The sequence below is a fragment of the Rhizobium leucaenae USDA 9039 genome (assembly GCF_000426285.1).
Lineage (GTDB): Bacteria > Pseudomonadota > Alphaproteobacteria > Rhizobiales > Rhizobiaceae > Rhizobium > Rhizobium leucaenae.
On sequence record NZ_AUFB01000008.1, the window covers coordinates 37,249 to 58,299 of the forward strand.

Genomic DNA, 21,051 nt, shown 5'->3' on the forward strand with positions numbered 1-21,051 from the left:
GATGGCGAACGAGATGTCCTTTGACGTGGTGATCGTTGGCGCGGGTGTAGCCGGCGCCATGATCGCGAAGCGTTTGACCAAGGCCGATATGCGGGTTCTGCTGCTCGAGGCGGGCCCCGGCACGACGCGCAGTTTCGACGAATACACGCAGCATCTGGAGCACTTTTACGCAGCAAACAGCAAGGGACCGGAATCGGCGTGGCCGCCGGCCGTCGCCGCGCCGCAGCCGGACACCGCAGATTTGCGGTCGAACGACGGCTACTTCGTCCAGCGCGGCCCTAATCTCTATGGCAGCAGCTATACGCGGCTATTGGGCGGATCGACCCTGCACTGGCTTGGCGTATCGCTACGCATGCTGCCGGAAGATTTCAACATGCGGTCGCTGCACGGGGTCGGGCGGGACTGGCCCATCGATTATGAGACGATCGCACCCTATTACGATCAAGCCGAACACGAAATCGGCGTTTCCGCCGATGTCTCCGAACAGCACTATCTTGGGCTCGGCTTCTCGGATGGTTATGACTATCCGATGCAGCGCGTCCCGCCCAGTTTTTCGGATCGGGTACTCGGGGCGGCCATTGACGGCATGGAGGTTCAGTTTCAGGAGGAGTCGTTCCAGCTCCGGGTTCGAAGCTATCCGGCGGCCCGCAATTCAGTGCCGCGCAAGTTTTACCGGCCTGTCGGGACTGGCTATCTCGGAGAGCGCTGCGAGGGCAATACGTCCTGTACGCCGATCTGTCCGGTGCAAGCGAAATACAATGCCGGCAAAACCCTCGCTCAGGCGGATTTGAATCGATTGACCGTCCTGACGCAGGCGGTCGCATCGAAGATCCATATCGATCCGGCAAGCGGCGAAGTGAAGGGGATCGAATATCAACGCTACGAGGATCCGACCTCGTCGGAGGCAAAGACCTTCGTCGCAAAGGCTCGCGTCTATGTTTTGGCAGCGCATGCCGTGGAAAATGCCAAGTTGATGTTGGCCTCGGGCATTGACGGTCCGCGCGGTCAAGTCGGCAAAACCCTCATGGATCATCCGACGCTTTATGCCTGGGGGCTCGCACCCTCTTCGATCGGCGCCTACAGAGGCCCGCAGTCGACAGCCGGCATCGAGGATTTGAGGGGTGGCGCGTTTCGCTCAAAACACGCGGCATTCCGCTTCGACATCGGCAATGACGGCTGGCGGGCAAGCACCGGCGCTCCCGACACGGCGGTCTATCAGGCGGTGATGAACGCGGGGCTGTATGGTTCGGCCTTGCGTGGGGAACTCGAGGCGACGCTGCCGCGCCAGATCCGCTTCTCGCTTGCGGTCGAACAGCTGCCCGACGCTGCCAACAGCATCAGTATCGATCCCCGCTACCGCGATCCCCTCGGCAATCCGCGCCCGGTGATCGATTACCGGATCGACGACTACACATTGGCGGGAATGGCGGCTGCCTCGCGCGTTGCCGAAGCCGTATTTCGGCGAGCCGGCATCAAGGATTGTACCGACCCGGATAAGGGAAGCTGGTTTCCGACGGCCCATTATCAGGGTCGTGCATTTGCCTACCACGGGATGGGGCATTTTGCTGGCACGCATGCCATGGGCTTGGACCCCAGCACCTCAGTCATCGATGGGGACCAGCGAGCCTGGGGCCACCGGAATCTTTTTGTCGTCGGTTCCGGCAGCTTTCCAACGCTTGGCACATCCAATCCCACGCTGACCCTAACGGCTCTGGCGTTGCGGACGGCGGATCGGTTGATCGCGAGTTTTGCACACTGATCCCATTTGCACATGCCGGCGAAAGCTGGCCGACGACTTCATTTTATCGGAGCGGTCCTTCGATCGCGCCACGCAAAAAGGGAGCAAGCAGAATGCATCGATCATGTCGGCTGCGCGCCAAAGAAGTCCGAGGAAGCGACCCTCATTTTGCATTGCACAGTACGGAGGTGCGCCATGCTGTTTGCCATTGACTCTGCGCGGAGGACGGACATCGGCGCCGTTGCGGCGGACGGAAATTATGATGCGGTCATCGTCGGCACCGGCATCTCGGGCGCCATTATCGCCAATGAACTCAGCAAGGCGGGCAAGCGCGTCCTCGTCCTGGAGGCCGCGTCCGGAACCAACCGGAGCCTAGACGGATACAACGCGCTGGTGACCAATTTCTACAATGCCGCCAGCAAGGACAACCAGTCGCCCTATCCGGTCAATCCCAATGTTCCAATGCCGCGTAGCCCCGAGCTGCGTAAGCTTCAACCGGGCGAAACCAACGCCTCGACCTATATGGTCCAATCCGGTCCCTACGTGACTGACACGACCTATACGCGGATTTTTGGCGGCACGACGATGCACTGGGAAGCCAAAACGCCGCGATTGCTGAAAGAAGATTTCAAGTCGAACGCTTTGTACGGTCAGGGGCTCGATTGGCCACTGGACTATCGCGACATCGAAGCGGACTATCAGACCGCGGAGCGTGAGATCGGCGTGTCGGCCGATGTCGAAGACCAGAGCTATCTCGATATCACCTTCCCCCAGGGTTACGTCTATCCCATGCGGGGGCTGCCGCTTTCCTATCTCGATCAGATGGTGGCAAAGGGCATCGACGGAACCTCGGTCGAACTCTACGGACAAAACTATCCCGTCAAGGTGCGGCCCTATCCGCAGGGGCGTAACGGCATCCCCAATCCCGCCTATGACGGCGGCAAGGGGTATATGCCTGTCGGCGCGGTCAACACGCATGAGGTCGAGGAGGGGGGACGCTGTCAGGGCAACACGAACTGTGTGCCGATCTGTCCCGTGCAGGCGCGTTACCATTCCGGGAAAACGCTGGCGAAAGCATTCCAAACCGGCAAAGTCGATCTCCTCGCGCAGGCCGTCGCCTCCCGCGTTCTGATCGAATCCGACACGGGCCGGGCAAAAGCGCTCGAGGTCAAGGTCTATAAGGATGAGGCCTCGCCCGAATACGAAACGATCACCGTCAAGGGCAAGATCTTCGTGCTGGCCGCAGGCGCCATCGAAACGCCGCGGCTGATGCTGGCATCGGGTCTGCAGAGCTCGAGCGGCTTGATCGGCCGCAACCTGATGGACCACGCCTATTTGCTGAGCTGGGCACTGATGCCGGAGGTTTGCGGCACCATGCGCGGCACGAGCTGTACCGGCGGCATCGTGGATTTACGCGGTGGCGCCTTCAGGCGGCATCAGGCGGCCTTCAGCGTCGATATTCACAATGACGGTTGGGGCTGGGCCGTTGGCTCGCCCTATTCCGACGTCACAGAACTCGTCGACCAGCACAACCGCTTCGGCGGCGACTTGCGGCAGGGCCTGATCGACCGCATTTCGCGTCAACTGCTGCTGGCCTTCATGATCGAGGTGATGCCGGTCGAGAGCAACCGCGTCTCGGTCGATCCGCAATATACCGACCGGCTCGGCAATATGCGGCCGGTCGTCTCGTTCACGGTTCCGGAATACACGATGCGTGGCGCCGCCTATGCGCGCGAGTTCGCAAAGACCATGTTTGCCAGGCTCGGCGCTGCCGACCACACCCGCTACGACACCAGCGACTATGGCTACGTGAACTATGAAGGCGAGGGCTATGCAATCCGCGGCGGCAACCACCTGGCCGGCACCCACATCATGGGAACGGACAAGCAGAGGTCGGCCGTAAACATCGACCAGCGCTCCTGGGACCACGACAATCTTTATCTGGTCGGCGGTGGCAGCATGCCCACCATCGGCACGGCCAATGTCACCTTGACCCTCGCCGCACTGTGCTACCGCAGCGCCCGAGCAATGCTGAAACAGTTGCAACGATAAGCCCCAGACCGCTTCCGCGCGCACAACAATCGGAGAAGCCAGCATGTCTGATACGATTACGACGCTCGATGCTCTCAAGGAGCATCTCTACCTGGCAATGCAATTGGAACATGCAACGATTCCGCCCTACCTGACGGCGCTTTATTCGATCAAGCCGGGCACCAACGTGGATGCCGTCCAGGTCATCCGGGTCGTCGCGGTCGAGGAAATGCTGCATCTGACGATCGCGGCAAACCTTCTGAACGCCATCGGCGGAATCCCTGATCTTACGAGGCCGGGATTCGTGCCTTCCTATCCCGCTCATCTTCCCGATGGTGAAACCGATTTCAAAGTGAGTCTGGCATCATTCACCAAGGAGACGCTTGCGATCTTCAAGAAGATCGAACGTCCTCGTCTCGCCCCCGGATCCCACAAGCTCGTCAAGCGCATGTACCGTTCAGGCGTAACTGTGCTTGGGAGATATCCGGGCGCCAGCGACATGCAATACTACAGCATCGGGGATTTCTACGCCGCCATCGAAGAGGGATTCGATCGTCTGGAAAGGGAAGCCAAGACGGCCGGCAAGACGATCTTCATTGGGGATCCGAAGCGCCAGGTCACGTCGGACTACTATTACTCCGGCGGTGGCGAGCTCTTTCCCGTTGCCGATATCGAAAGTGCAAGGTCGGCGATCCGGCTCGTCATGGAGCAGGGCGAAGGTGCCGGTGGCGGCATCTACGACCATGAGAGAGAACTCGCGCATTACTACCGTTTCGACGAGCTGGACAGGGAGCGCTACTACCAGCCGGAGGACAGGGCAGGCCATCCGACCGGGCCTACTTTCAGCGTCGATTGGCATGCGGTTTATCCGGTCAAAACCGATCTGAAACTCGGTGATATCGACAGTAAGAAGAGCCCGGAACTCTACGAGGCTGCGCTTTCGTTCAATCAGACCTATGCGGCGTTCCTGGAACTGTTGACGCAAGCCTTCAACGGCCAGCCGCAGTTGCTGCTGGAGGCCGTGCCCAGAATGTTCGAATTCAGGAATCTGATGGGAGACCTGATCCGCAATCCCCTGCCCGACTACCCCGGCCAGTATGCGATGGCGACGTTCGAGATTGGCTACAACCAGGTGTTGCGCACCGTGGCGGTCGAGGAGGCAGGGGCATGAGTATCGAAGATCCGCACCGCTTTCTTGCCTTCTCGACGGAGGTAACCGCCTTTGCCACATTCGAATTGTGGGCGACAGGCCAGGTCGAAGCCTACCTCGCGACCGTCAATGGCGCGATTGGCGACGCGATCCTGAAGGAACTCCTTTCCACCTATGAAAAGATCTGCCTGGAGACAGAGGGCCAACCTTCGTCCGAGCGAAAGGCGCGTCTGCGCCGAGAGATCTTTGGAAGCGAGAAACTTGGCCCGCTCGCGCGGAACATCATCAAACTCTGGTACGTCGGCACTTGGTACGGGCTGCCGGCCGGCTGGTGCGAGGCGTTCGGTGCGAGGCCAAAGGACGTGACCTTCGTGATTTCGCCCGCCGCCTATGCCGAAGGTCTGATGTGGAAGGCGATCGGAGCCCACCCTGCCGGCGCGAAAGCCCCGGGTTACGGCTCGTGGGCGTCCCCGCCACGAATTCCGGCCTTTGCGGGCGAGGCTGCGATTGCGCAAGTCAAGGAAGTCCAAATCAACCACAACGAAGGATTGGCAAGATGAGCACCCAAACTCCCCGACTCTCGCCCGAAAAGGTCTGGCTTGGCATCACACCGACACTTTGGTGGAACGACGACTTCATCAACATCGACATCGGCATTCCCTTCGAACAATGCATCAGCGAAATGGCGCTCGCCGGCTATGTCGGCTGCAGCATCGGTCATAAATATCCGACCGACCCCAAGGTCCTGAAGGCGGCACTCGAGCTGCGTGGTTTGCGCGTTTCGGAACCGTGGGTCAGCACATATTTCACGATTGAAGCGATGAAAGAGCAGACGATCGAGAAAGTCCGCCAGCAGCTTGCGTTCCTGGAGGAGATGGAGCACGGCAGCACCGATCCGAGGAGGGCCGATCTGGTGGTGGCCGAGTTCGGCCATGCGGTCAATCCGCTGCCATTCGCGCTATTCCCGAACTGCCCGACGCTGACAGACGAACAGTGGGGCCGCTTGGTGGACGGTCTGCATCAGATCGGCAGGATTGCCAGGGAAGAAGGCCGGCGCCTTTGCTATCATCCGCATCTCGGCACCGGAGTGATGATCGCTTCGGCCGTCGACAGGCTGATGGAAAGGACCGATCCGGACCTGATCCATCTGCTGCTGGACACTGCTCATCTTGCCGCCGCCGGCGTCGATCCTCTGGCTGTCACCAAGAAATATGCCCGCCGGATCAAGCACATCCATCTGAAGGATATCCGGGCCGACGTCGTGCACCGCGTCCATAACGAAGGGCTCTCCTTCGAGGCAGCCATCGAGGCCGGCATATTCACTGTTCCGGGAGACGGCTCGATAAAGACCTTCCCGCAAATCCTTGCGACGCTCGCCGAAGCCGATTTCGCCGGCTGGCTGGTGATCGAAGCCGAGCAGGACCCGGCGAAGGCCAATCCGCTCCGTTACGCCAAGATGGCGCGTGCCTATCTGCGCGAGACACTTGGGTGGTAGCGATGGATAGGGGCGCAAAAAAAGAGATTCTACTCAGCCTGTTCATGTTTACGGCCGACCTGCGGCCGGATGATCGGGCCTATAGCCAAACCCTGATCGACCACATCAAGGCTCTGCTTGCCATGGGGTATGACGGCTTCGACTTGCCGATCGCCGCGCAACAGACTAGCGACCATCGGGCCGAGATCGACAGTTATGCTCGTTTCAGGCAGGCCTTGGACGCGGCCGGCCTGGAAACGGTACGCTTCACGACCAACGTCGGAACGACGCGGACCTTCGATCCCACCTCGCCGTACCGTGAACAGAGGGAAGGCGCACTGGCCTATTTGAAGTCCCGCGTCGACATCACGTCGATCCTGGGCGGCAAGACCGTTATGGCGGGGCCGATCGTCTTTCCCTACGGTGTCTTCCCGACGCTCGATTCCGGCACGCCGCTCTGGAGCGATGCGCTGCAGGATTGGCTTGAACCTCGCTACAGGCTGGCGCGGCCGATCATCGAGGAGCTCGCCAACCATGCAGAGAAGAGGGCTGTCAAGCTTGCGATCGAGCCGGTGGACCACTGGGAAACACCGGCGCCGAACATGGTCTCGGATGTGCTCGATTTCCTGGGAGGGGTAGGTAGTTCCCAGGCTGGCTTGACCATCGACAGCGCTCATGTGGTGCTTGGAAGCAGCGGCCCTGCGGCTTACCGGGCCGACTTGCGCAACACCGTGGCGCAGCGTCGTCTGAACTACATACATATCTCCGCGCCCGATCGCGGCGCATTGAAGGATAGCTGGATTCCCTGGGAAAGTTTCCTTGCGCCGATCCTGCCGGTCTATGACGGCCCGTTCCTGATCGAGGTGTTCAACGCGGTCCCGGCTTTTCTTAGCGGCCTGCATCTGACCCGTCGCAAGTTCTGGATTCCTGGCGAAGATCAGCCTGTAGCGGGCCGACCCAGCGCCTATGACGTTGCCCGCGACGGTTTGGAAACCCTCCGGGAGGAATTCGCCAAGCTTGACTATCTTTCGGCGCATTGAACGAGCCGCCAGACACAGACCCATGTCACACAAAGGACAGGTGACGACGATGAACGATATGCAGCCTTCTCCACTTCACGTAAGAGGCTTAGCCCCATTGCGGCGCGTAGCGACTTCGCAGCGGGTCACCGCCGATCGGCTCGGCGCCCTGGCAGATCTTCCCGGCTTCTGGGAAGGGATGGGTTTCAGCCTTATTGCTCGTCCGGATTATTCCGGTCGCAGCGAAAACGGCTTCTTCTTGCAACTCAATCTACTACACGAAACGATCGAATTCACGTCGATCGGATCCCCGGTCTTCAATCGCGGCAGCGAGCAAGGTGATATCGCCATTTATGGTGTCACCTATCTGCATCGCGTCACGGACGGCACCAATGGCGGCGCGTTGCATATAGAACCCGGCATGTGGTTGAACATCCCGGCGACCACCGCGCCAAAGGCCGATGCGAGCATTGCGAGGTTGGGCACCATTCCCCACGGCAATGCGTTCTGCACCGTCGGCTTCGTGCAACATGCCGTCTTCGACAAGGTGCCGGAAATTCCGCCGGCCAACACGATACCTTTCGCGATCGGCGGCGAGCCGCCGGCCGCCGGCAGCAAGAATCCATATCCCGAATATGACCTTGCCATTACGAACGGATTCCGAACAAGCCCGGTCCCTCCGGGCATCACTCAGGCGATGATCGACGATCCCAATCAGGTGCTGCGGGATACCTTGAACCGTCAGGTCTTCGAGCAGGGTCAGACCCTCAAACAGATCACACGGTTGATAACCTCCAGCGGCGGCGGCATCGCAAATGTCCCGTTCATCACCACCAATGCAAATACGCTCGATCTGGACTCCGTCTTTGCTATCGAAACCGTCATAGATGAGCTGGGTAACGAGTTCGTGCAATTGCAATATTCGCAAACCGGCTTGCTGAATTTCAAAGGCAAGAGCTTTCCACATGTGACGGTCGGAACACTGATCAAAGCATTTTAGGCAGGAACCCATCCGGCGCGAAATCCGCTTTCCTCGGCGGGTTGAACGAGGCGGCCATGTTGCATTATGGCAGGCCGAGAGGTCGACGACACTGCCGTCGACCTCAAGCCTTTACCAGAGGGCATCATCTTTATCTCGGGCCTTCCCTTGGCCTCAGGCGACACCGCCGAGGCAGACATATTTGATTTCGGTGAACTCCTCGATGCCGTATTTCGAGCCTTCGCGGCCGAGGCCGGAAAGCTTGACGCCGCCGAACGGCGCTTCGGCCGTCGAAATCAGGCCGGTATTGACGCCGACCATGCCGTATTCCAGCGCCTCGGCGACCCGGAAGACGCGGGCAAGGTCCTTGGCATAGAAATAGGAGGCAAGACCGAATTCGGTGTCGTTGGCCTGCGCGATGACATCGGCCTCGTCCTTGAAGCGGAAGAGCGGAGCGACCGGCCCAAAGGTCTCTTCCTTCGCCACCGCCATTGCCGGCGTGACATCGGCCAGCACCGTCGCCTCGTAGAAACGTCCGCCAAGCGGATGGCGATGGCCGCCGGCGACGACGCGGCCGCCCTTGGAAAGGGCATCGGCAACATGTTCCTCGACCTTGGCAAGGGCCGCCTCGTCGATCAGCGGGCCGAGATTGATGCCTTGGTCGAAACCGTTACCGGTCTTCAGCGAACCGACGGCCTTGGAGAGCTTCTCGGCAAAGGCATCATAGACGCCGTCCTGCACATAAAGACGGTTGGCGCAGACGCAGGTCTGGCCGTTGTTGCGGAACTTGGCGATCAACGCACCTTCGACGGCGGCATCGAGATCGGCATCGTCGAACACGATGAAGGGCGCATTGCCACCGAGCTCCAGTCCGAGCTTCTTGATGGTCGGCGCGCTCTGCTTATAGAGTTCGGCGCCGACTTCGGTTGAGCCGGTGAAGGTCAGCTTGCGCACGACCGGGCTTGTGGTCATTTCGCCGCCGATGGCGCGGGCCGAGCCGGTCAGCACGCTGAAGAGGCCCTTCGGCAGGCCGGCGCGTTCGGCCAGCACCGCAATCGCAATCGCCGAAAACGGCGTCTGCGAGGCGGGCTTCAGGACCATGGCGCAGCCGGCGGCAAAGGCAGGACCGGCCTTGCGGGTGATCATGGCATTCGGGAAGTTCCAGGGGGTGATCGCCGCAACCACGCCGATCGGCTGCTTCATCACCAGAATGCGCTTGTCCTTCTGGTGGCCGGGGATGATGTCGCCATAGACGCGGCGGGCTTCTTCGGCGAACCATTCGACGAAGCTGGCACCATAGGCGATCTCGCCCTTGGCTTCCGGCAACGGCTTGCCCTGTTCGGCCGTCAGGATGCGTCCGAGATCGTCCTGGTTTTCCATCATCAGCTCGAACCAGCGCCGGAGGATGCCGGAGCGCTCCTTGGCGGTGCGGGTGGCCCATTCCTTCTGGGCAATCTCGGCGGCGGCAATCGCCGTCTTGGTCTCGGCAGCGCCCAGATTGGGAACAAGGCCGATGATCTCGCCTGTCGCCGGATTGTCGACCTTGATCGCATTGGATGGATCAGCCTCGATCCAGTCACCGCCGACCAATGCCGCCTGCCGGAACAATGTTGCATCTTTCAAATTCATGACTGTCTCCTCGAGCAATAGACGCCGTGGCCGGATACTACATGCCCGTTTCTGTTATCGCGACAGTTTCATATGGCGATTGACATCCTTGTAGAGAAGGTAGCGGAATTTTCCTGGCCCTCCTGCATAGCAGGCCTGAGGGCAGAAGGCGCGGAGCCACATGAAGTCGCCGGCCTCGACTTCCACCCAATCTTGATTCAGCCGATAAACGGCTTTGCCCTCAAGGACGTAGAGACCGTGCTCCATGACGTGTGTTTCTGCAAACGGGATGACGGCGCCCGGTTCGAAGGTAACGATCGTCACGTGCATGTCGTGACGCAGGTCCATGGGATCGACGAACCGGGTCGTTGCCCATTTCCCATCCGTTCCCGGCATCGGCGTCGGCGCGATTTCCTGCTCATTGGTGAAAATGGGCTCCGGCGCGTCCATGCCCGGGACGACCTCATAGGCCTTGCGAATCCAGTGGAACCGCGCCATGCCCGATCCGCGATTGCGAAGTCGCCAGCCGGACGAGGGTGGCAAGAAGGCGTAACCGCCGGGATGGAGTATATGAATGTCTCCCCCGAGTTCGACTGTGATCTCCCCTTCTAAAATGAAAAGCACCCCTTCGGCGTGCGGATCCAGTTCCGGCTGCTCACTGCCGCCTCCTGGGGCGACCTCCATGATGTATTGTGAGAAAGTTTCCGCGAAGCCGGAAAGCGGGCGCGAGAGCACCCAAAGGCGCGTTCCCTCCCAGAAAGGCAGATAGCTTGTGACGATGTCCATCATCACGCCTTTCGGGATCACAGCATAGGCTTCGGTAAAGACCGCGCGGCCGGTTAGGAGGTCCGTCTGCTTCGGAGCGCCGCCTGCCGGCGCGAAATAGGTTGGTTTCGTCACTTTTTCCTCCGTATGGCGCATATGATCCTGCCTGATCGCTGGCATCTGACAGGGCGAAGATGGTATGGGTTTGCCCATATCCGAGCGGTTTGTCCAGTCGTCGATAGTTTGGCAACAACCGGCGCCGGAATGGATCGCTACCGCATGTATTTGGTCAGCCAGGACATGTCCGGATCCGCGACGGTGTGCGGAATATATTCCGCTCCGACTGGACGATCCCACCCCAGTTCCCGAATCCTGGAGAGTACGTATGCATAGTCCAACTCGCCGTGGTCCGGCTCCCCCCGATCTGGAACCGAGGCAATTTGGACATGGCCGATAAGCGGCAGAAGACTTTCAAAACGCCGCGTTATATCGCCGCCCATGATCTGAACATGGTAGAAGTCGAACATCAGCCGCAGGTTGGGCTTCCCGACTTCTCGTATGATGTTCGCCGCCATCTCGACGGTATCCAGGAAATAGCCGGGGGCATTGTAATGGTTCAGCGGCTCGATGAGGATGGTGACGGCGTCACCGGCTGCTTCGCAGGCATATGCGAGATTGTCGCAAAAGGTCCGTTGGGCGCGGGGTCCGCTGGAATTTCCGGCCATGACATGGACGGCGGCGGCTGAAATACCCGCTGCATAGGCAAGCGCTTCATCGATGGCCGCCCGCGCTTCGGGCTCGCGCCCCGGCAGCGCGGCAAGGCCGTTTTCCCCGATCGTCGTGTCACCCCGGCTGGTGTTGAGGCCAAGCATCGGAAGCCCTGTTTCCTCTAACGCGGCCTTCGTCGCGGCAACTGGCACATTATAGGGCCAATGGCATTCGACTGCATCGAACCCGGCTGCCTTGGCCGCGCGGATCGCATCTGGAAGCGGTCGGTCAGCCCACAAAAAACCGAGGTTGGCCGAAAATTTCATGCTTCCCACTCCACATTGAACGTTGTCACAATGTCGCGGACTTGCTCTTTCCGCAGCAAACGCGGCCGGCAGCCACAGGTCAGAACCGCAAGCCGAGCACTGGCCTCCAATTCTTCGATCGCATTGCAGGCAGCTTCGACGTCCTTGCCCGCAACCACCGGCCCGTGATTGGCCAGCATTACCGCAGAACGCTTTCCAGCCAGCCCCCGCACGGCGTCGCCGATGGCCGGATCCCCGGGACGAAAGAAGGGGAGGAGCTTCACCCGCCCGAGCTGCATGATGGCGTACGGCGTAAGCGGCGGCAGAAAATCGTCTTCATCGACATCGGGCATCATCGACCAAGCCACCGCGTGGCAGCAGTGCAAATGGACGACCGCACCAGCTTGGCTGCGAGTGTCGTAGAAGGCGCTGTGTAATGGCATTTCCTTGGTCGGTTGGTCGCCACTTACATGACGTCCTCGCGCGTCGAAACGACTGAGCTGTGCCGGATCAAGCCGTCCAAGACTGGTGCCGGTAGGCGAGACGAGCAATCCGCCATCGGCCGTGCGTGCGGAAATGTTGCCGGTCGAGCCGTGCGTCAGACCTCGGTCGAACAATGACTTGGTGAGCTCGCAGATGAGTTCGCGCAGGCGGGCTTCTTCCGTCATGCGTCGAGGACCTCCAGCGCCTTGGTGAAAAAGTCGTCGCTGCCGAAATTCCCCGATTTCAAAGTGATCGCAACGTCGTGTCCTGCCGTCCGGGCAAAACACCAGGGGACGCCAGGGGCAATTTCGGCTCCGACATCAAGTTGCGTAATGCCGAGGGCCTTGGTCACCGCACCGGACGTTTCTCCGCCGGCGACGACAAAGCGTCGGTACCCAAGATCGCGGGCCTTGACGGCGCAAGCGGCAAGTGCCGCCTCGACGAGCATACCTGCTCGCTCCGTCCCGAGCCTCTGTTGCGTTGCGCGCACGTCGTTCGGCTCGGCGGTGGCATAAATAATGGGCGTTACATCGGGAGCCTGCGCCGACAGCCATTCGCAGGCTGCATTTTCACCGCTTTCCGCAAGAGCGAGCGGATTCAATCTAAAGCCCTGCCGCCCGCCAGACAAATAGGCCGAGACCTGACGGTTTGTCATCTCAGAGCAGCTTCCGGAGAGAATGATGGCAGGGCCGTATTCGGCACGATGCGCGGTGCTGGTACCGTGTCTGGTCAGGAGCTCTTGCTTGAGCCAGATCTCCGGCAATGGCATGGCGATTGCGCTGCCGCCGGTTAATAATGGCATGTCGCGGCAGGCGTCGGCGATAATGTGGAGATCATCATTGGCTACCGCGTCGACGATAATGTGAGCCACCCCTTCGTTGCGAAGTTGAACAAGCCTATCGCGCAGGGAGCCGGCCCCCTTCGCCACAGCATGCCGGTTAGCAAGCCCGACGGGCAATGTGACCTGAGGCCCCAGCAGACGAAGGAGGTTGGAGTCCCTCATCGGGGTGAGCGGATGATCCTTCATCGGGCTTTCCGCCAGCGGCTGTTCGCCGACAAACAGATTTCCCATGAAAATCGATCGGCCATTTTCCGGAAATGCCGGGCAATAGATCGTCTGATCCGTGCCCAGCGCTCTCATCAAGGCTTCGGCAACAGGGCCAATATTGCCGCGTGCGGTCGAATCGAAAGTCGAGCAATATTTCCAGAAAAACCTCTGGGCTCCGGCGCGGCGAAGCCAATCGAGCGCGGCCTGCGTTTCATCCACTGCTTCATTGACGGGAGAAGTGCGGCACTTAAGGGCGATGATTTCCAGCGGCGCCGTGTCGCTGGGCTCGTCTTTCGGCACGCCCATGCGCAGCGACACACGGACGCCCGATCGCGCAAGCAGGCCCGCCAGGTCTGTCGCGCCGGTGAAATCATCCGCAATCGCGCCAAAAAAAGTTGTCATAGGGTTCAAGCCTCTTCGCCGATTGTCTTTTTTCAAGATTGAGTGTCTGTGCCTGGCAGTTTCAAACCGGCATTGCGGGCATAGACCTTGGCCACCGCAGCATCATCTTCGCGGCCCAGACCCATGCCGGAAGCGGCGAGAAATTGCTGAAGAGCTGCCGCAGTAATGGGGGCTGCGAACTTGGACGCGCGCGCGGCATCAAGTACGATGCCGAGATCCTTGGGCCAAATGTCGACGGCGGAATGGGCAGTATAATCGCCTGACACGATGTGCGGCGCGCGGTTTTCCAGCATCCAACTGGTGCCTGCACAATGTGGGATGACTTTCATAAAGCTCGCCGGGTCTATGCCCTGTGTCATCGCGAAAGTAATCGCTTCGGCCATTGCTGCGATATGCGTGCCCGCGAGCATCTGATTGACCGCTTTCATCGCCGAGCCGGTTCCGGCACTGTCTCCAAGTTCGAAAACGGTTTCCGCCATTGCGTCAAGTGCAGGGCGGGCCTTGCGAAACGCTTCAGGTGTCCCCGATGCCATGATCGAGAGCTTGCCATTGGCGGCCTTGAGAGAACCGCCTGAAATCGGCGCATCCAGCAAATGGACGCCGCGGGATGCGCAACGCTCGGCGGCGCTGCGCGCATAGTCCGGCGCAACGGTTACGCACATGAGGACCACCGCGCCCGGCACCAGTCGGCTGACGAGCCCTTCGTTGCCGAATAGCACGTCTTCGGTTTGGGCTGCGTTCAGAACGACAACGGCAAGCGCATCCAACTCAGGAGCGGCCGATGCAATATCCAAATGCGATCCGCCCTCGGAGCGTAGACGTTCCACTGCGCCCGGATTTACGTCCGCCCCGTAAACTTGATGCCCCGAACGAACGAGTGAGGTTGCGATCCCGTATCCCATGGAGCCGAGGCCAACGACGCCAATTTTCATTTGCAAGTTCTCCGTACTTTCAATCGATCAAGTATAGGATCCAAGGATAGCCCCGATAACCGCATCGGTGACCATCCGATTCGTCGCAGTTCAGTCAACGTCCGGCGTTGCCGCAGCGGCGGTGTCGACAAACTCAATTGCTGTCGTCAAGCGCGATGCCGCGCTAATTTTTCCCAGATGCTTAGGCATCGGGTCGGCAGTCCAGAATGTTGCAATCGGATCGGCAGCACCCCTTCCAGCAGTGTCAAATGCTGAACCATGTATCGGTTCGAAGATTGACGGAACGCGTCGACGCTCCCAGTTGGGACAACGTCCAGACTTTTTGCAAGGGCACCGGTCAACTCTGACGGAATATCTGCATGTAAATTGGTCGCGACAATGACAGATTTTCGTTCTGATGCCATCCAGCCACATCCTGTGCCGACGTTGACTCCTATTCGGAAGCCGCGGTCTCTCCCCGCATGCCGCCACAGCCGTTGTCAGTCAGTCGCCGCAGGAACGAAGCATCCGAAGAAACCGTCTGCCTACCGCCCCAAGCCGGAGGTGTGCGAATCCTGCCTCGATGGAAGTATCAGGAGCAGGAGGTTCGCAATCTTGCAAAGCTGGCTTCGCCGCTTCTCAACCGAGGTGAGAGGGCAGCTTTGCAATAATTTGGCGGAAGATAATAATAATCACTTACTATATGAGCACTATTGGTCAGTATTATATGTATATTTTGTATGTTTGAAATATTTTCCAAGTTGTATTAGCATTTACATACTCGACTTTTCTCACGTTTTTGATGTATTTATGCATCTATGACGGATTTATGTCGGCTTTTTTCAGGGATTCTCCAGAATATCGTGTTGGATACAGTAGTTCTCTCGCTATCGTGCGCGCGGAAGTCCAAGGGCTTCTAAAAAAGGGAACAGCCGGATGAATGAACGCAACGGATAATCTCCGGGTCGTTCCGATCAGGCACATCGATTGGAGAAAAAATGAATATCAAGAGCCTTCTTCTCGGCTCCGCTGCTGCGCTCGCAGCAGTTTCCGGTGCTCACGCGGCTGACGCTGTCGTCGCCGCTGAACCGGAGCCGCTCGAATACGTCCGTATCTGCGATGCATACGGTGCAGGCTACTTCTTCATTCCGGGCACCGAAACCTGCCTCAAGATCGGCGGCAAGGTTCGTACGGAAGGTGAATGGTACGACGCTTACAACCCGAACAACGTTCGTGGCACGCTCTGGCACACTCGTGCTGAACTGCAGCTTCAGACGGCTACCGATACCGAATACGGTCCGCTGAAGACCAACACGGAACTGCGCTGGGATTGGCAGGAAGGCGGCTCCACGAGCACCAATTTCCTGCACGGCAGCATCAGCCTCGGTGGCTTCACCATCGGTAAGGAAGATTCGCAGTTCAACGTATTCACCGGCTACGCTGGCGACGTCATCAACGACGACGTGGTCTATGACGGCCCGTACGAACTCAACCAGATCACCTACAACTACGACGCCGGCAACGGCTTCACGGCTGTGATCTCGCTCGAAGACACCAACTCTGGCGTTGGCGCACACGGCTCTAACGGCGAAGACAGCTCGGATCACTATGCTCCGGACGTCGTTGCCGGTGCTGGCTACAAGGCTGGCGCATGGTCCTTCAAGGTCGTCGGTGGTTATGACTCCATCGTCGAAGAAGGCGCCATCAAGGCTCGTGTCGACGCTGACTTCGGCGTCTTCTCGGCCTTCTTGATGGGCGGCTGGAACACGGACGGCGACAAGCTGAACAAGTACGCTGGCGCGAACGGTGGCGGCGACGCTTCCGGTATCGGCTGGGGCGACTGGGCAGTTTGGGGCGGCGCAAGCGTTCCGATCAACGAAAAGCTGAAGTGGGACTTCCAGGTCGCTTACACCGACTCGAAGATCTTCTCCGCAACGACGAACCTCAAGTTCAAGCCGGTCAAGAACCTGCTCATCGAGCCGGAAATCACCTACACCAACTGGGATTCGATCAACGAAGACCAGTGGGCTGGTATCCTCCGCTTCGAGCGTAGCTTCTAATCTGATCTGAATTTGACCTCCGATCAGAAAAGGGAAAAGGCCCGGTTTCCCTCCGGGCCTTTTTTCGTGCCTGTCGCAAATCCGCTCAGTTCATTGCTCGATCTCGACGCTCAATTCGATAATTGTCTCACTGTTGCGTGAAGTGGCGCCCTTGCCCCTGACAAAACATCGCTACCTCTGCTAGGTGCATAACGATCATCGAACGATATCGATTGTACGTCCCTGTCAAATATCAGGAGTTTGAGCATGACCGGTTCTTCCGACTACGCGCCGCCGAAAATCTGGACTTGGAACAAGGCGAATGGCGGCCAGTTCGCGAGTATCAACCGTCCGATCGCCGGACCGACGCACGACAAGGATCTGCCGGTCGGCCGCCATCCTCTCCAGCTTTACTCGCTTGCAACACCGAATGGCGTGAAAGTCACGATCATGCTCGAAGAGCTGCTGGCCGTCGGTCATAGCGGCGCGGAATATGACGCCTGGCTGATCAGGATCGGCGAAGGTGAGCAGTTCGGAAGCGGCTTCGTGGAGGTCAATCCCAACTCCAAGATACCGGCTCTGATGGACCGCAGCGGCCCGAAGCCGATTCGGGTTTTCGAGTCCGGGTCGATTCTCGTCTATCTCGCCGAAAAGTTCGGCGCCTTCCTGCCGACCGATGCCGCCGCTCGCGCCGAGTGCTTGTCATGGCTGTTCTGGCAGATGGGAAGCGCACCCTATCTCGGCGGCGGCTTCGGCCATTTCTATGCTTATGCGCCGACGAAGATCGAATATGCGATCGACCGCTTTGCCATGGAGGTGAAGCGCCAGCTCGACGTACTTGATCGCCGCCTTGCCGAAAGCGAATATCTGGGCGGCAAGGACTACACGATCGCCGACATGGCCGTTTGGCCCTGGTATGGCGGCCTGGCCAAAGGCTGGCAATATGGTGCGGCGGAGTTCCTGCAGGTACAGGACTACAAGAACGTTCAGCGTTGGGCGGACGCTATCTTCGAGCGGCCGGCAGTGAAACGCGGACGGATGGTCAACCGGGTATCTGGTGAGCCCTCAAGCCAGTTGCATGAGCGCCACGACGCCAGCGATTTCGAAATGAGGACGCAGGACAAGCTCGAGCCCGCGAGCTGAGCGATCTTTTCGCGACCAAGGCTGGGCGCTATTATGCCCAGCTCAGCCGCCAAGGCTATCTGCCATCGGCGAGCCTTTTGGCGCCGCCTCGACAAGAGATGTTCCGATGATAAAAGGCATCGGTGATATCATATGTCGAAGTGTGACAGAGAAGAGGGTTCATGCGGCACTTCCGGTCAGATGTGCAAGGGCGCGCGCGTGTCGGCCCTGGCGAGGTGGCGTCCAAAAAGGTCGGCCTTCGATCGACTGAAATCGCCGACCGGAATTTCCGCGTCATCCTCGAAGCCATTCGCCGTTACGGTCCGTTGACGCGGCTTGAACTGGCACAGCGAACCGGGCTCAGCGGACCAGGCATTACCAACATATTACGGCGGCTGGGGGATGACGGGCTCGTCACATCCAGGCGGCGCAGGGATGCGGCCAAGGGTGCTTCGTCGACGGAATTTGCGCTCAATCCGGAGGGCGCCTTCTCGATCGGCGTTCGGCTGGGCGGTGCACGCCCCGAAGCCGTGCTGGTCGATCTCAGCGGCCAGGTTCGGGAGCGGACACCGCTCGATCAGACGGTCGAGCTGCCTGTCAGCCTTGAAAAGGCAGCAGGTCATTTACTGTCGGGCAATACGGTATCGGATCGCGTGCTTGGCATAGGCATTGCCGCCCGCTCGACCGGCGACATCGGCGTCGGGCAGATAATGCTTGGTTCTCGGCCGCTCCGTGTCCTGGTCGAGCGCGAGTGCGTGACAGCGGTGCTTGCCGAGCGAACCGTTGGCGCACCAGTGCCGGAGGGCGGCCTGGTGATGATCATCATTGACCACACCGTGGAGGCAGCGCTTCTCGTACGCGGCGTGCCCTTTGCCGGAGTGCATGGCCGGGCGGGCAGCATCGGCGCGATGCGGACGGGTCCGGATCATGTGCGGCTCGACAGCATCGTCGGCTTGCATGCACTACAGGCCTGCCTGTCGCTACAGGAGTACGCGGCGCTTCTGGCCGGAGAAGAATTGCCGATGTCGGCGGCAATTTCCGATTGGGTGAAAAATGCGGCCGGTCACCTGCTCGACGCTATCGTCGGGGTTCCTTGCTCCGGGCGCAATTCTTATCGGCGGTGATCTGCCGCGTGGCCTTGTCGAAGCCCTGATTCACCAAATGTCGATCGAGCGCCGCAATACGACTATTCGCCCATTCATCACCCCATGGATCTCGCCCATCCAGCCGGCGAGCTTCGACGGCGGCGGCATTGCCCTCGGAGCGGCGCTGCTGCCGTTCTTCGACGCGCTTTTGCCGTCGCCATTAGCGGGCTAGGTGATATGCTACCTGTTCGTCCCTGTGGCTGAGATCGGAGGCGATCGCCTTGTCGAGCACCTTCTGAATGTTGGCGGCGCGGCGGTAGGAAGGCTCCTGCGTCTTGCCGGCCCTGACGGCCTGCACGAAGCGCTGGTAGTTGGTTTCGACCGGGTCGAACGGGATGTCGCGCCATGTGGCGGTATGGACATCGTCGCCGAGGCAGGCCCGCAACGTCGATTTGCCCGTATCAATTCGCGCATGCGATTGGTGAGGCGAAAGTTCCGATCTTCGTTATCTTTCCCGGCCGCAACGATGATGCGAGCGAGGAGGGGAATTACGACAGTTTCGCAGACCACGTGAACGGGCTGATTGCGGCGACCGAGGCGAGCGGCCTGACATTTGCGATCGAGAATTGGCCCGGCCCGAAGGATAATTTCGTCGGCACCACGCCACACGGATGGCAGCAGCTTTTTGAAAGGATCAAGAGCCCGCGTTTCGGTCTGGAATTCGATCCGTCGCATCTGCTGCGCATCGGTGTTGATCCCTTCGCAGCCCTTGCCCAGGTCAGGGATCGCATTGCCATCCTGCACGCAAAGGACACCGCCATCGACGCCGAGCGGCTGCAGACCGTCGGCTATCATGGCAAGGGCTGGGTGGCAATATAAATTGCCCGGCAAGGGCATGCTCGATTGGGACAAGTTCCTGCGCCAGGCAAAATCCTATGGCTTCGACGGCACGCTTTCGATCGAACACGAGGATGCCGCTTACGGCTGGCCGGGCAAGGATATTTCCGCCCGCAAGGAAGGCGAGCGGCTTGGCTTGAGCTTCCTGCGCAACGCGCTGAAATCGATCTGACGCGTGCAGGGGAAGGGGAGGAACGAATGGCGAATGTATCCGTCAACGATGCACGCAAGGATTATGGCGCCTTCAAAGCTATCAAGGGCGTGTCCATGGAGATCGAGAACGGCGAATTCGTCGTTCTGGTCGGCCCGTCCGGCTGCGGCAAGTCCACGCTGCTTCGAATGATCGCCGGCCTGGAAGGCATCACTTCCGGAGCCATCCAGATCGGGACGCATGTCGTCAACGACCTGCCACCAAAGGATCGCGACATTGCGATGGTCTTCCAGAACTACGCGCTCTATCCGCACATGACTGTGGCGCAGAACATGGGGTTTTCCCTGCGGCTGAAAGCGCATGCCACGCCGGATATCAAGGCGAGGGTCGATCGGGCAGCGCGCATTCTCGGCCTGGAGAGCCTGTTGGAACGCTATCCGAAACAGCTCTCCGGCGGCCAGCGCCAGCGCGTCGCCATGGGCCGCGCCATCGTGCGCGATCCGGCCGTGTTCCTCTTCGATGAACCCTTGTCGAATCTTGACGCGAAACTGCGCGTCCAGATGCGTTCGGAAATCAAGGAACTGCACCAGCGCCTCAAGACGACGACGATCTATGTGACGCATGATCAGATCGAAGCGATGACCATGGCCGACAAGATCGTCGTCATGAAGGATGGCAAGATCGAGCAGATGGGCTCGCCGCTCGACCTCTACGATCAGCCGAGCAATCAATTCGTCGCCGGCTTCATCGGCTCACCGGCCATGAACTTCATCAAGGGCGCGATGACCGAGGAGGGTTTTCGGACGGCCGAGGGCGTCTTGCTGCCGACGCTCAAAAAGCCTGACAATGCCGCTATCTACGGTATCCGCCCGGAAAATATTCATCTTGATCCCGAGGGCATCGAGATCGGTATCGTCGTGCTGGAGCCAACCGGGTCGGAAACGCTGGTCATTGCCAAATTGGGCGAGCAGACCACCACCTGCGTCTTCCGCGAACGCATCCGTGCTAAGCCGGGAGAGACATTGCGGGTTTCGCCGGACATGGCGGCAATCCATCTCTTCGACGATGCCGGCGTCAACATAGGAAGCAGTCGCGCCTGGTAACGGGATCAGGTCCGCGCCGTGAAGCAACGCTGC

Annotated in this window: 16 protein-coding genes and 4 pseudogenes; 12 read left to right on the forward strand and 8 right to left on the reverse strand. The window is 59.7% G+C overall.

Features of this window, described 5'->3' with window-relative positions:
• Position 1 precedes the first annotated feature (1 nt).
• The 7 genes from K290_RS0114035 to K290_RS0114065 all read left to right on the forward strand — a co-directional run bounded on the left by K290_RS0114035 (position 2) and on the right by K290_RS0114065 (position 8,412).
• Entirely contained in the window at positions 2–1,759 is a 1,758-nt protein-coding gene (locus K290_RS0114035; RefSeq protein ID WP_037135426.1) for a GMC family oxidoreductase, read from the forward strand.
• 174 nt (positions 1,760–1,933) lie between these two features.
• Positions 1,934–3,790 carry a GMC oxidoreductase gene (locus K290_RS0114040; RefSeq protein ID WP_028752516.1) on the forward strand — a complete coding sequence of 619 codons (1,857 nt, stop codon included), beginning with the start codon at positions 1,934–1,936 and terminating at the stop codon, positions 3,788–3,790.
• 43 nt (positions 3,791–3,833) lie between these two features.
• Positions 3,834–4,940: a ferritin-like domain-containing protein gene (locus K290_RS0114045; protein ID WP_028752517.1), complete on the forward strand. Its 1,107-nt coding sequence runs from the start codon at positions 3,834–3,836 to the stop codon at positions 4,938–4,940.
• Entirely contained in the window at positions 4,937–5,479 is a 543-nt protein-coding gene (locus tag K290_RS34250) for a hypothetical protein (protein WP_051264065.1), read from the forward strand. Before K290_RS0114045 ends, K290_RS34250 begins: the two co-directional genes overlap by 4 nt.
• The gene (gene iolE, locus K290_RS0114055; protein ID WP_028752518.1) at positions 5,476–6,414 is read left to right on the forward strand and encodes a myo-inosose-2 dehydratase; all 939 of its coding nucleotides are present in this window, start codon (positions 5,476–5,478) and stop codon (positions 6,412–6,414) included. The genes K290_RS34250 and iolE overlap by 4 nt, the downstream gene beginning before the upstream one ends.
• A 2-nt stretch (positions 6,415–6,416) precedes the next feature.
• Positions 6,417–7,433 carry a sugar phosphate isomerase/epimerase family protein gene (locus tag K290_RS0114060; RefSeq protein ID WP_028752519.1) on the forward strand — a complete coding sequence of 339 codons (1,017 nt, stop codon included), beginning with the start codon at positions 6,417–6,419 and terminating at the stop codon, positions 7,431–7,433.
• Positions 7,360–8,412, forward strand: a complete 1,053-nt coding sequence (locus K290_RS0114065) for a heme-binding protein (RefSeq protein ID WP_154668603.1) — start codon at positions 7,360–7,362, stop codon at positions 8,410–8,412. The genes K290_RS0114060 and K290_RS0114065 overlap by 74 nt, the downstream gene beginning before the upstream one ends.
• 153 nt (positions 8,413–8,565) lie before the next feature.
• On the opposite strand, the gene gabD is transcribed toward K290_RS0114065, so the two are convergent.
• From gabD to K290_RS37290, 7 genes and pseudogenes are all read right to left on the reverse strand, one after another.
• Positions 8,566–10,020 (reverse strand): NADP-dependent succinate-semialdehyde dehydrogenase, encoded by a 1,455-nt coding sequence (gene gabD, locus K290_RS0114070; protein WP_028752521.1) that lies wholly within the window; start codon positions 10,018–10,020, stop codon positions 8,566–8,568.
• Positions 10,021–10,074: 54 nt separating this feature from the next.
• On the reverse strand, positions 10,075–10,899 hold the full coding sequence (locus tag K290_RS0114075) for a bifunctional allantoicase/(S)-ureidoglycine aminohydrolase (protein WP_028752522.1): 825 nt from the start codon (positions 10,897–10,899) through the stop codon (positions 10,075–10,077).
• Between the two features lie 137 nt (positions 10,900–11,036).
• Positions 11,037–11,798: a hydroxypyruvate isomerase family protein gene (locus K290_RS0114080; RefSeq protein WP_037135428.1), complete on the reverse strand. Its 762-nt coding sequence runs from the start codon at positions 11,796–11,798 to the stop codon at positions 11,037–11,039.
• Entirely contained in the window at positions 11,795–12,445 is a 651-nt protein-coding gene (gene otnC, locus K290_RS0114085; RefSeq protein WP_028752524.1) for a 3-oxo-tetronate 4-phosphate decarboxylase, read from the reverse strand. The genes K290_RS0114080 and otnC overlap by 4 nt, the downstream gene beginning before the upstream one ends.
• Positions 12,442–13,710, reverse strand: coding sequence for a 3-oxo-tetronate kinase (gene otnK / locus K290_RS0114090; protein ID WP_028752525.1), 1,269 nt, complete (start codon positions 13,708–13,710; stop codon positions 12,442–12,444). Before otnK ends, otnC begins: the two co-directional genes overlap by 4 nt.
• Positions 13,711–13,742: 32 nt before the next feature.
• On the reverse strand, positions 13,743–14,642 hold the full coding sequence (gene ltnD, locus K290_RS0114095) for an L-threonate dehydrogenase (protein ID WP_028752526.1): 900 nt from the start codon (positions 14,640–14,642) through the stop codon (positions 13,743–13,745).
• Between the two features lie 93 nt (positions 14,643–14,735).
• Positions 14,736–15,037 (reverse strand): annotated as a pseudogene (locus K290_RS37290) (isocitrate/isopropylmalate family dehydrogenase); the annotation flags it as partial.
• 582 nt (positions 15,038–15,619) lie between these two features.
• On the opposite strand from K290_RS37290, the gene K290_RS0114100 reads away from it, so the two are divergent.
• The 3 genes and pseudogenes from K290_RS0114100 to K290_RS34255 all read left to right on the forward strand — a co-directional run bounded on the left by K290_RS0114100 (position 15,620) and on the right by K290_RS34255 (position 19,099).
• Positions 15,620–16,681, forward strand: a complete 1,062-nt coding sequence (locus K290_RS0114100; protein ID WP_028752527.1) for a porin — start codon at positions 15,620–15,622, stop codon at positions 16,679–16,681.
• A 246-nt stretch (positions 16,682–16,927) separates the two neighbouring features.
• Positions 16,928–17,803, forward strand: a complete 876-nt coding sequence (gene yghU / locus K290_RS0114105) for a glutathione-dependent disulfide-bond oxidoreductase (protein WP_028752528.1) — start codon at positions 16,928–16,930, stop codon at positions 17,801–17,803.
• A gap of 161 nt (positions 17,804–17,964) precedes the next feature.
• Positions 17,965–19,099 (forward strand): annotated as a pseudogene (locus K290_RS34255) (ROK family protein).
• Here K290_RS34255 and K290_RS36215 read toward each other — a convergent pair.
• A pseudogene (locus tag K290_RS36215) lies at positions 19,088–19,330 on the reverse strand (Gfo/Idh/MocA family protein); the annotation flags it as partial. The pseudogenes K290_RS34255 and K290_RS36215 sit on opposite strands and share 12 nt — an antisense overlap.
• Here K290_RS36215 and K290_RS34260 point away from each other — a divergent pair.
• Both K290_RS34260 and K290_RS34265 read left to right on the forward strand, forming a co-directional pair.
• Positions 19,330–19,936: pseudogene (locus K290_RS34260) on the forward strand (sugar phosphate isomerase/epimerase family protein); the annotation flags it as partial. The pseudogenes K290_RS36215 and K290_RS34260 overlap by 1 nt on opposite strands.
• 26 nt (positions 19,937–19,962) lie before the next feature.
• Positions 19,963–21,018 (forward strand): ABC transporter ATP-binding protein, encoded by a 1,056-nt coding sequence (locus K290_RS34265; protein WP_051264066.1) that lies wholly within the window; start codon positions 19,963–19,965, stop codon positions 21,016–21,018.
• Positions 21,019–21,051 lie beyond the last annotated feature (33 nt).

Coding starts and splice junctions, on each gene's coding strand:
- K290_RS0114035 (WP_037135426.1), top strand. CDS start 2: ATGGCGAACGAGATGTCCTTTGACGTGGTGATCGTTGGCGCGGGTGTA.
- K290_RS0114040 (WP_028752516.1), top strand. CDS start 1,934: ATGCTGTTTGCCATTGACTCTGCGCGGAGGACGGACATCGGCGCCGTT.
- K290_RS0114045 (WP_028752517.1), top strand. CDS start 3,834: ATGTCTGATACGATTACGACGCTCGATGCTCTCAAGGAGCATCTCTAC.
- K290_RS34250 (WP_051264065.1), top strand. CDS start 4,937: ATGAGTATCGAAGATCCGCACCGCTTTCTTGCCTTCTCGACGGAGGTA.
- iolE (WP_028752518.1), top strand. CDS start 5,476: ATGAGCACCCAAACTCCCCGACTCTCGCCCGAAAAGGTCTGGCTTGGC.
- K290_RS0114060 (WP_028752519.1), top strand. CDS start 6,417: ATGGATAGGGGCGCAAAAAAAGAGATTCTACTCAGCCTGTTCATGTTT.
- K290_RS0114065 (WP_154668603.1), top strand. CDS start 7,360: ATGACGTTGCCCGCGACGGTTTGGAAACCCTCCGGGAGGAATTCGCCA.
- gabD (WP_028752521.1), bottom strand. CDS start 10,020: ATGAATTTGAAAGATGCAACATTGTTCCGGCAGGCGGCATTGGTCGGC.
- K290_RS0114080 (WP_037135428.1), bottom strand. CDS start 11,798: ATGAAATTTTCGGCCAACCTCGGTTTTTTGTGGGCTGACCGACCGCTT.
- otnC (WP_028752524.1), bottom strand. CDS start 12,445: ATGACGGAAGAAGCCCGCCTGCGCGAACTCATCTGCGAGCTCACCAAG.
- otnK (WP_028752525.1), bottom strand. CDS start 13,710: ATGACAACTTTTTTTGGCGCGATTGCGGATGATTTCACCGGCGCGACA.
- ltnD (WP_028752526.1), bottom strand. CDS start 14,642: ATGAAAATTGGCGTCGTTGGCCTCGGCTCCATGGGATACGGGATCGCA.
- K290_RS0114100 (WP_028752527.1), top strand. CDS start 15,620: ATGAATATCAAGAGCCTTCTTCTCGGCTCCGCTGCTGCGCTCGCAGCA.
- yghU (WP_028752528.1), top strand. CDS start 16,928: ATGACCGGTTCTTCCGACTACGCGCCGCCGAAAATCTGGACTTGGAAC.
- K290_RS34265 (WP_051264066.1), top strand. CDS start 19,963: ATGGCGAATGTATCCGTCAACGATGCACGCAAGGATTATGGCGCCTTC.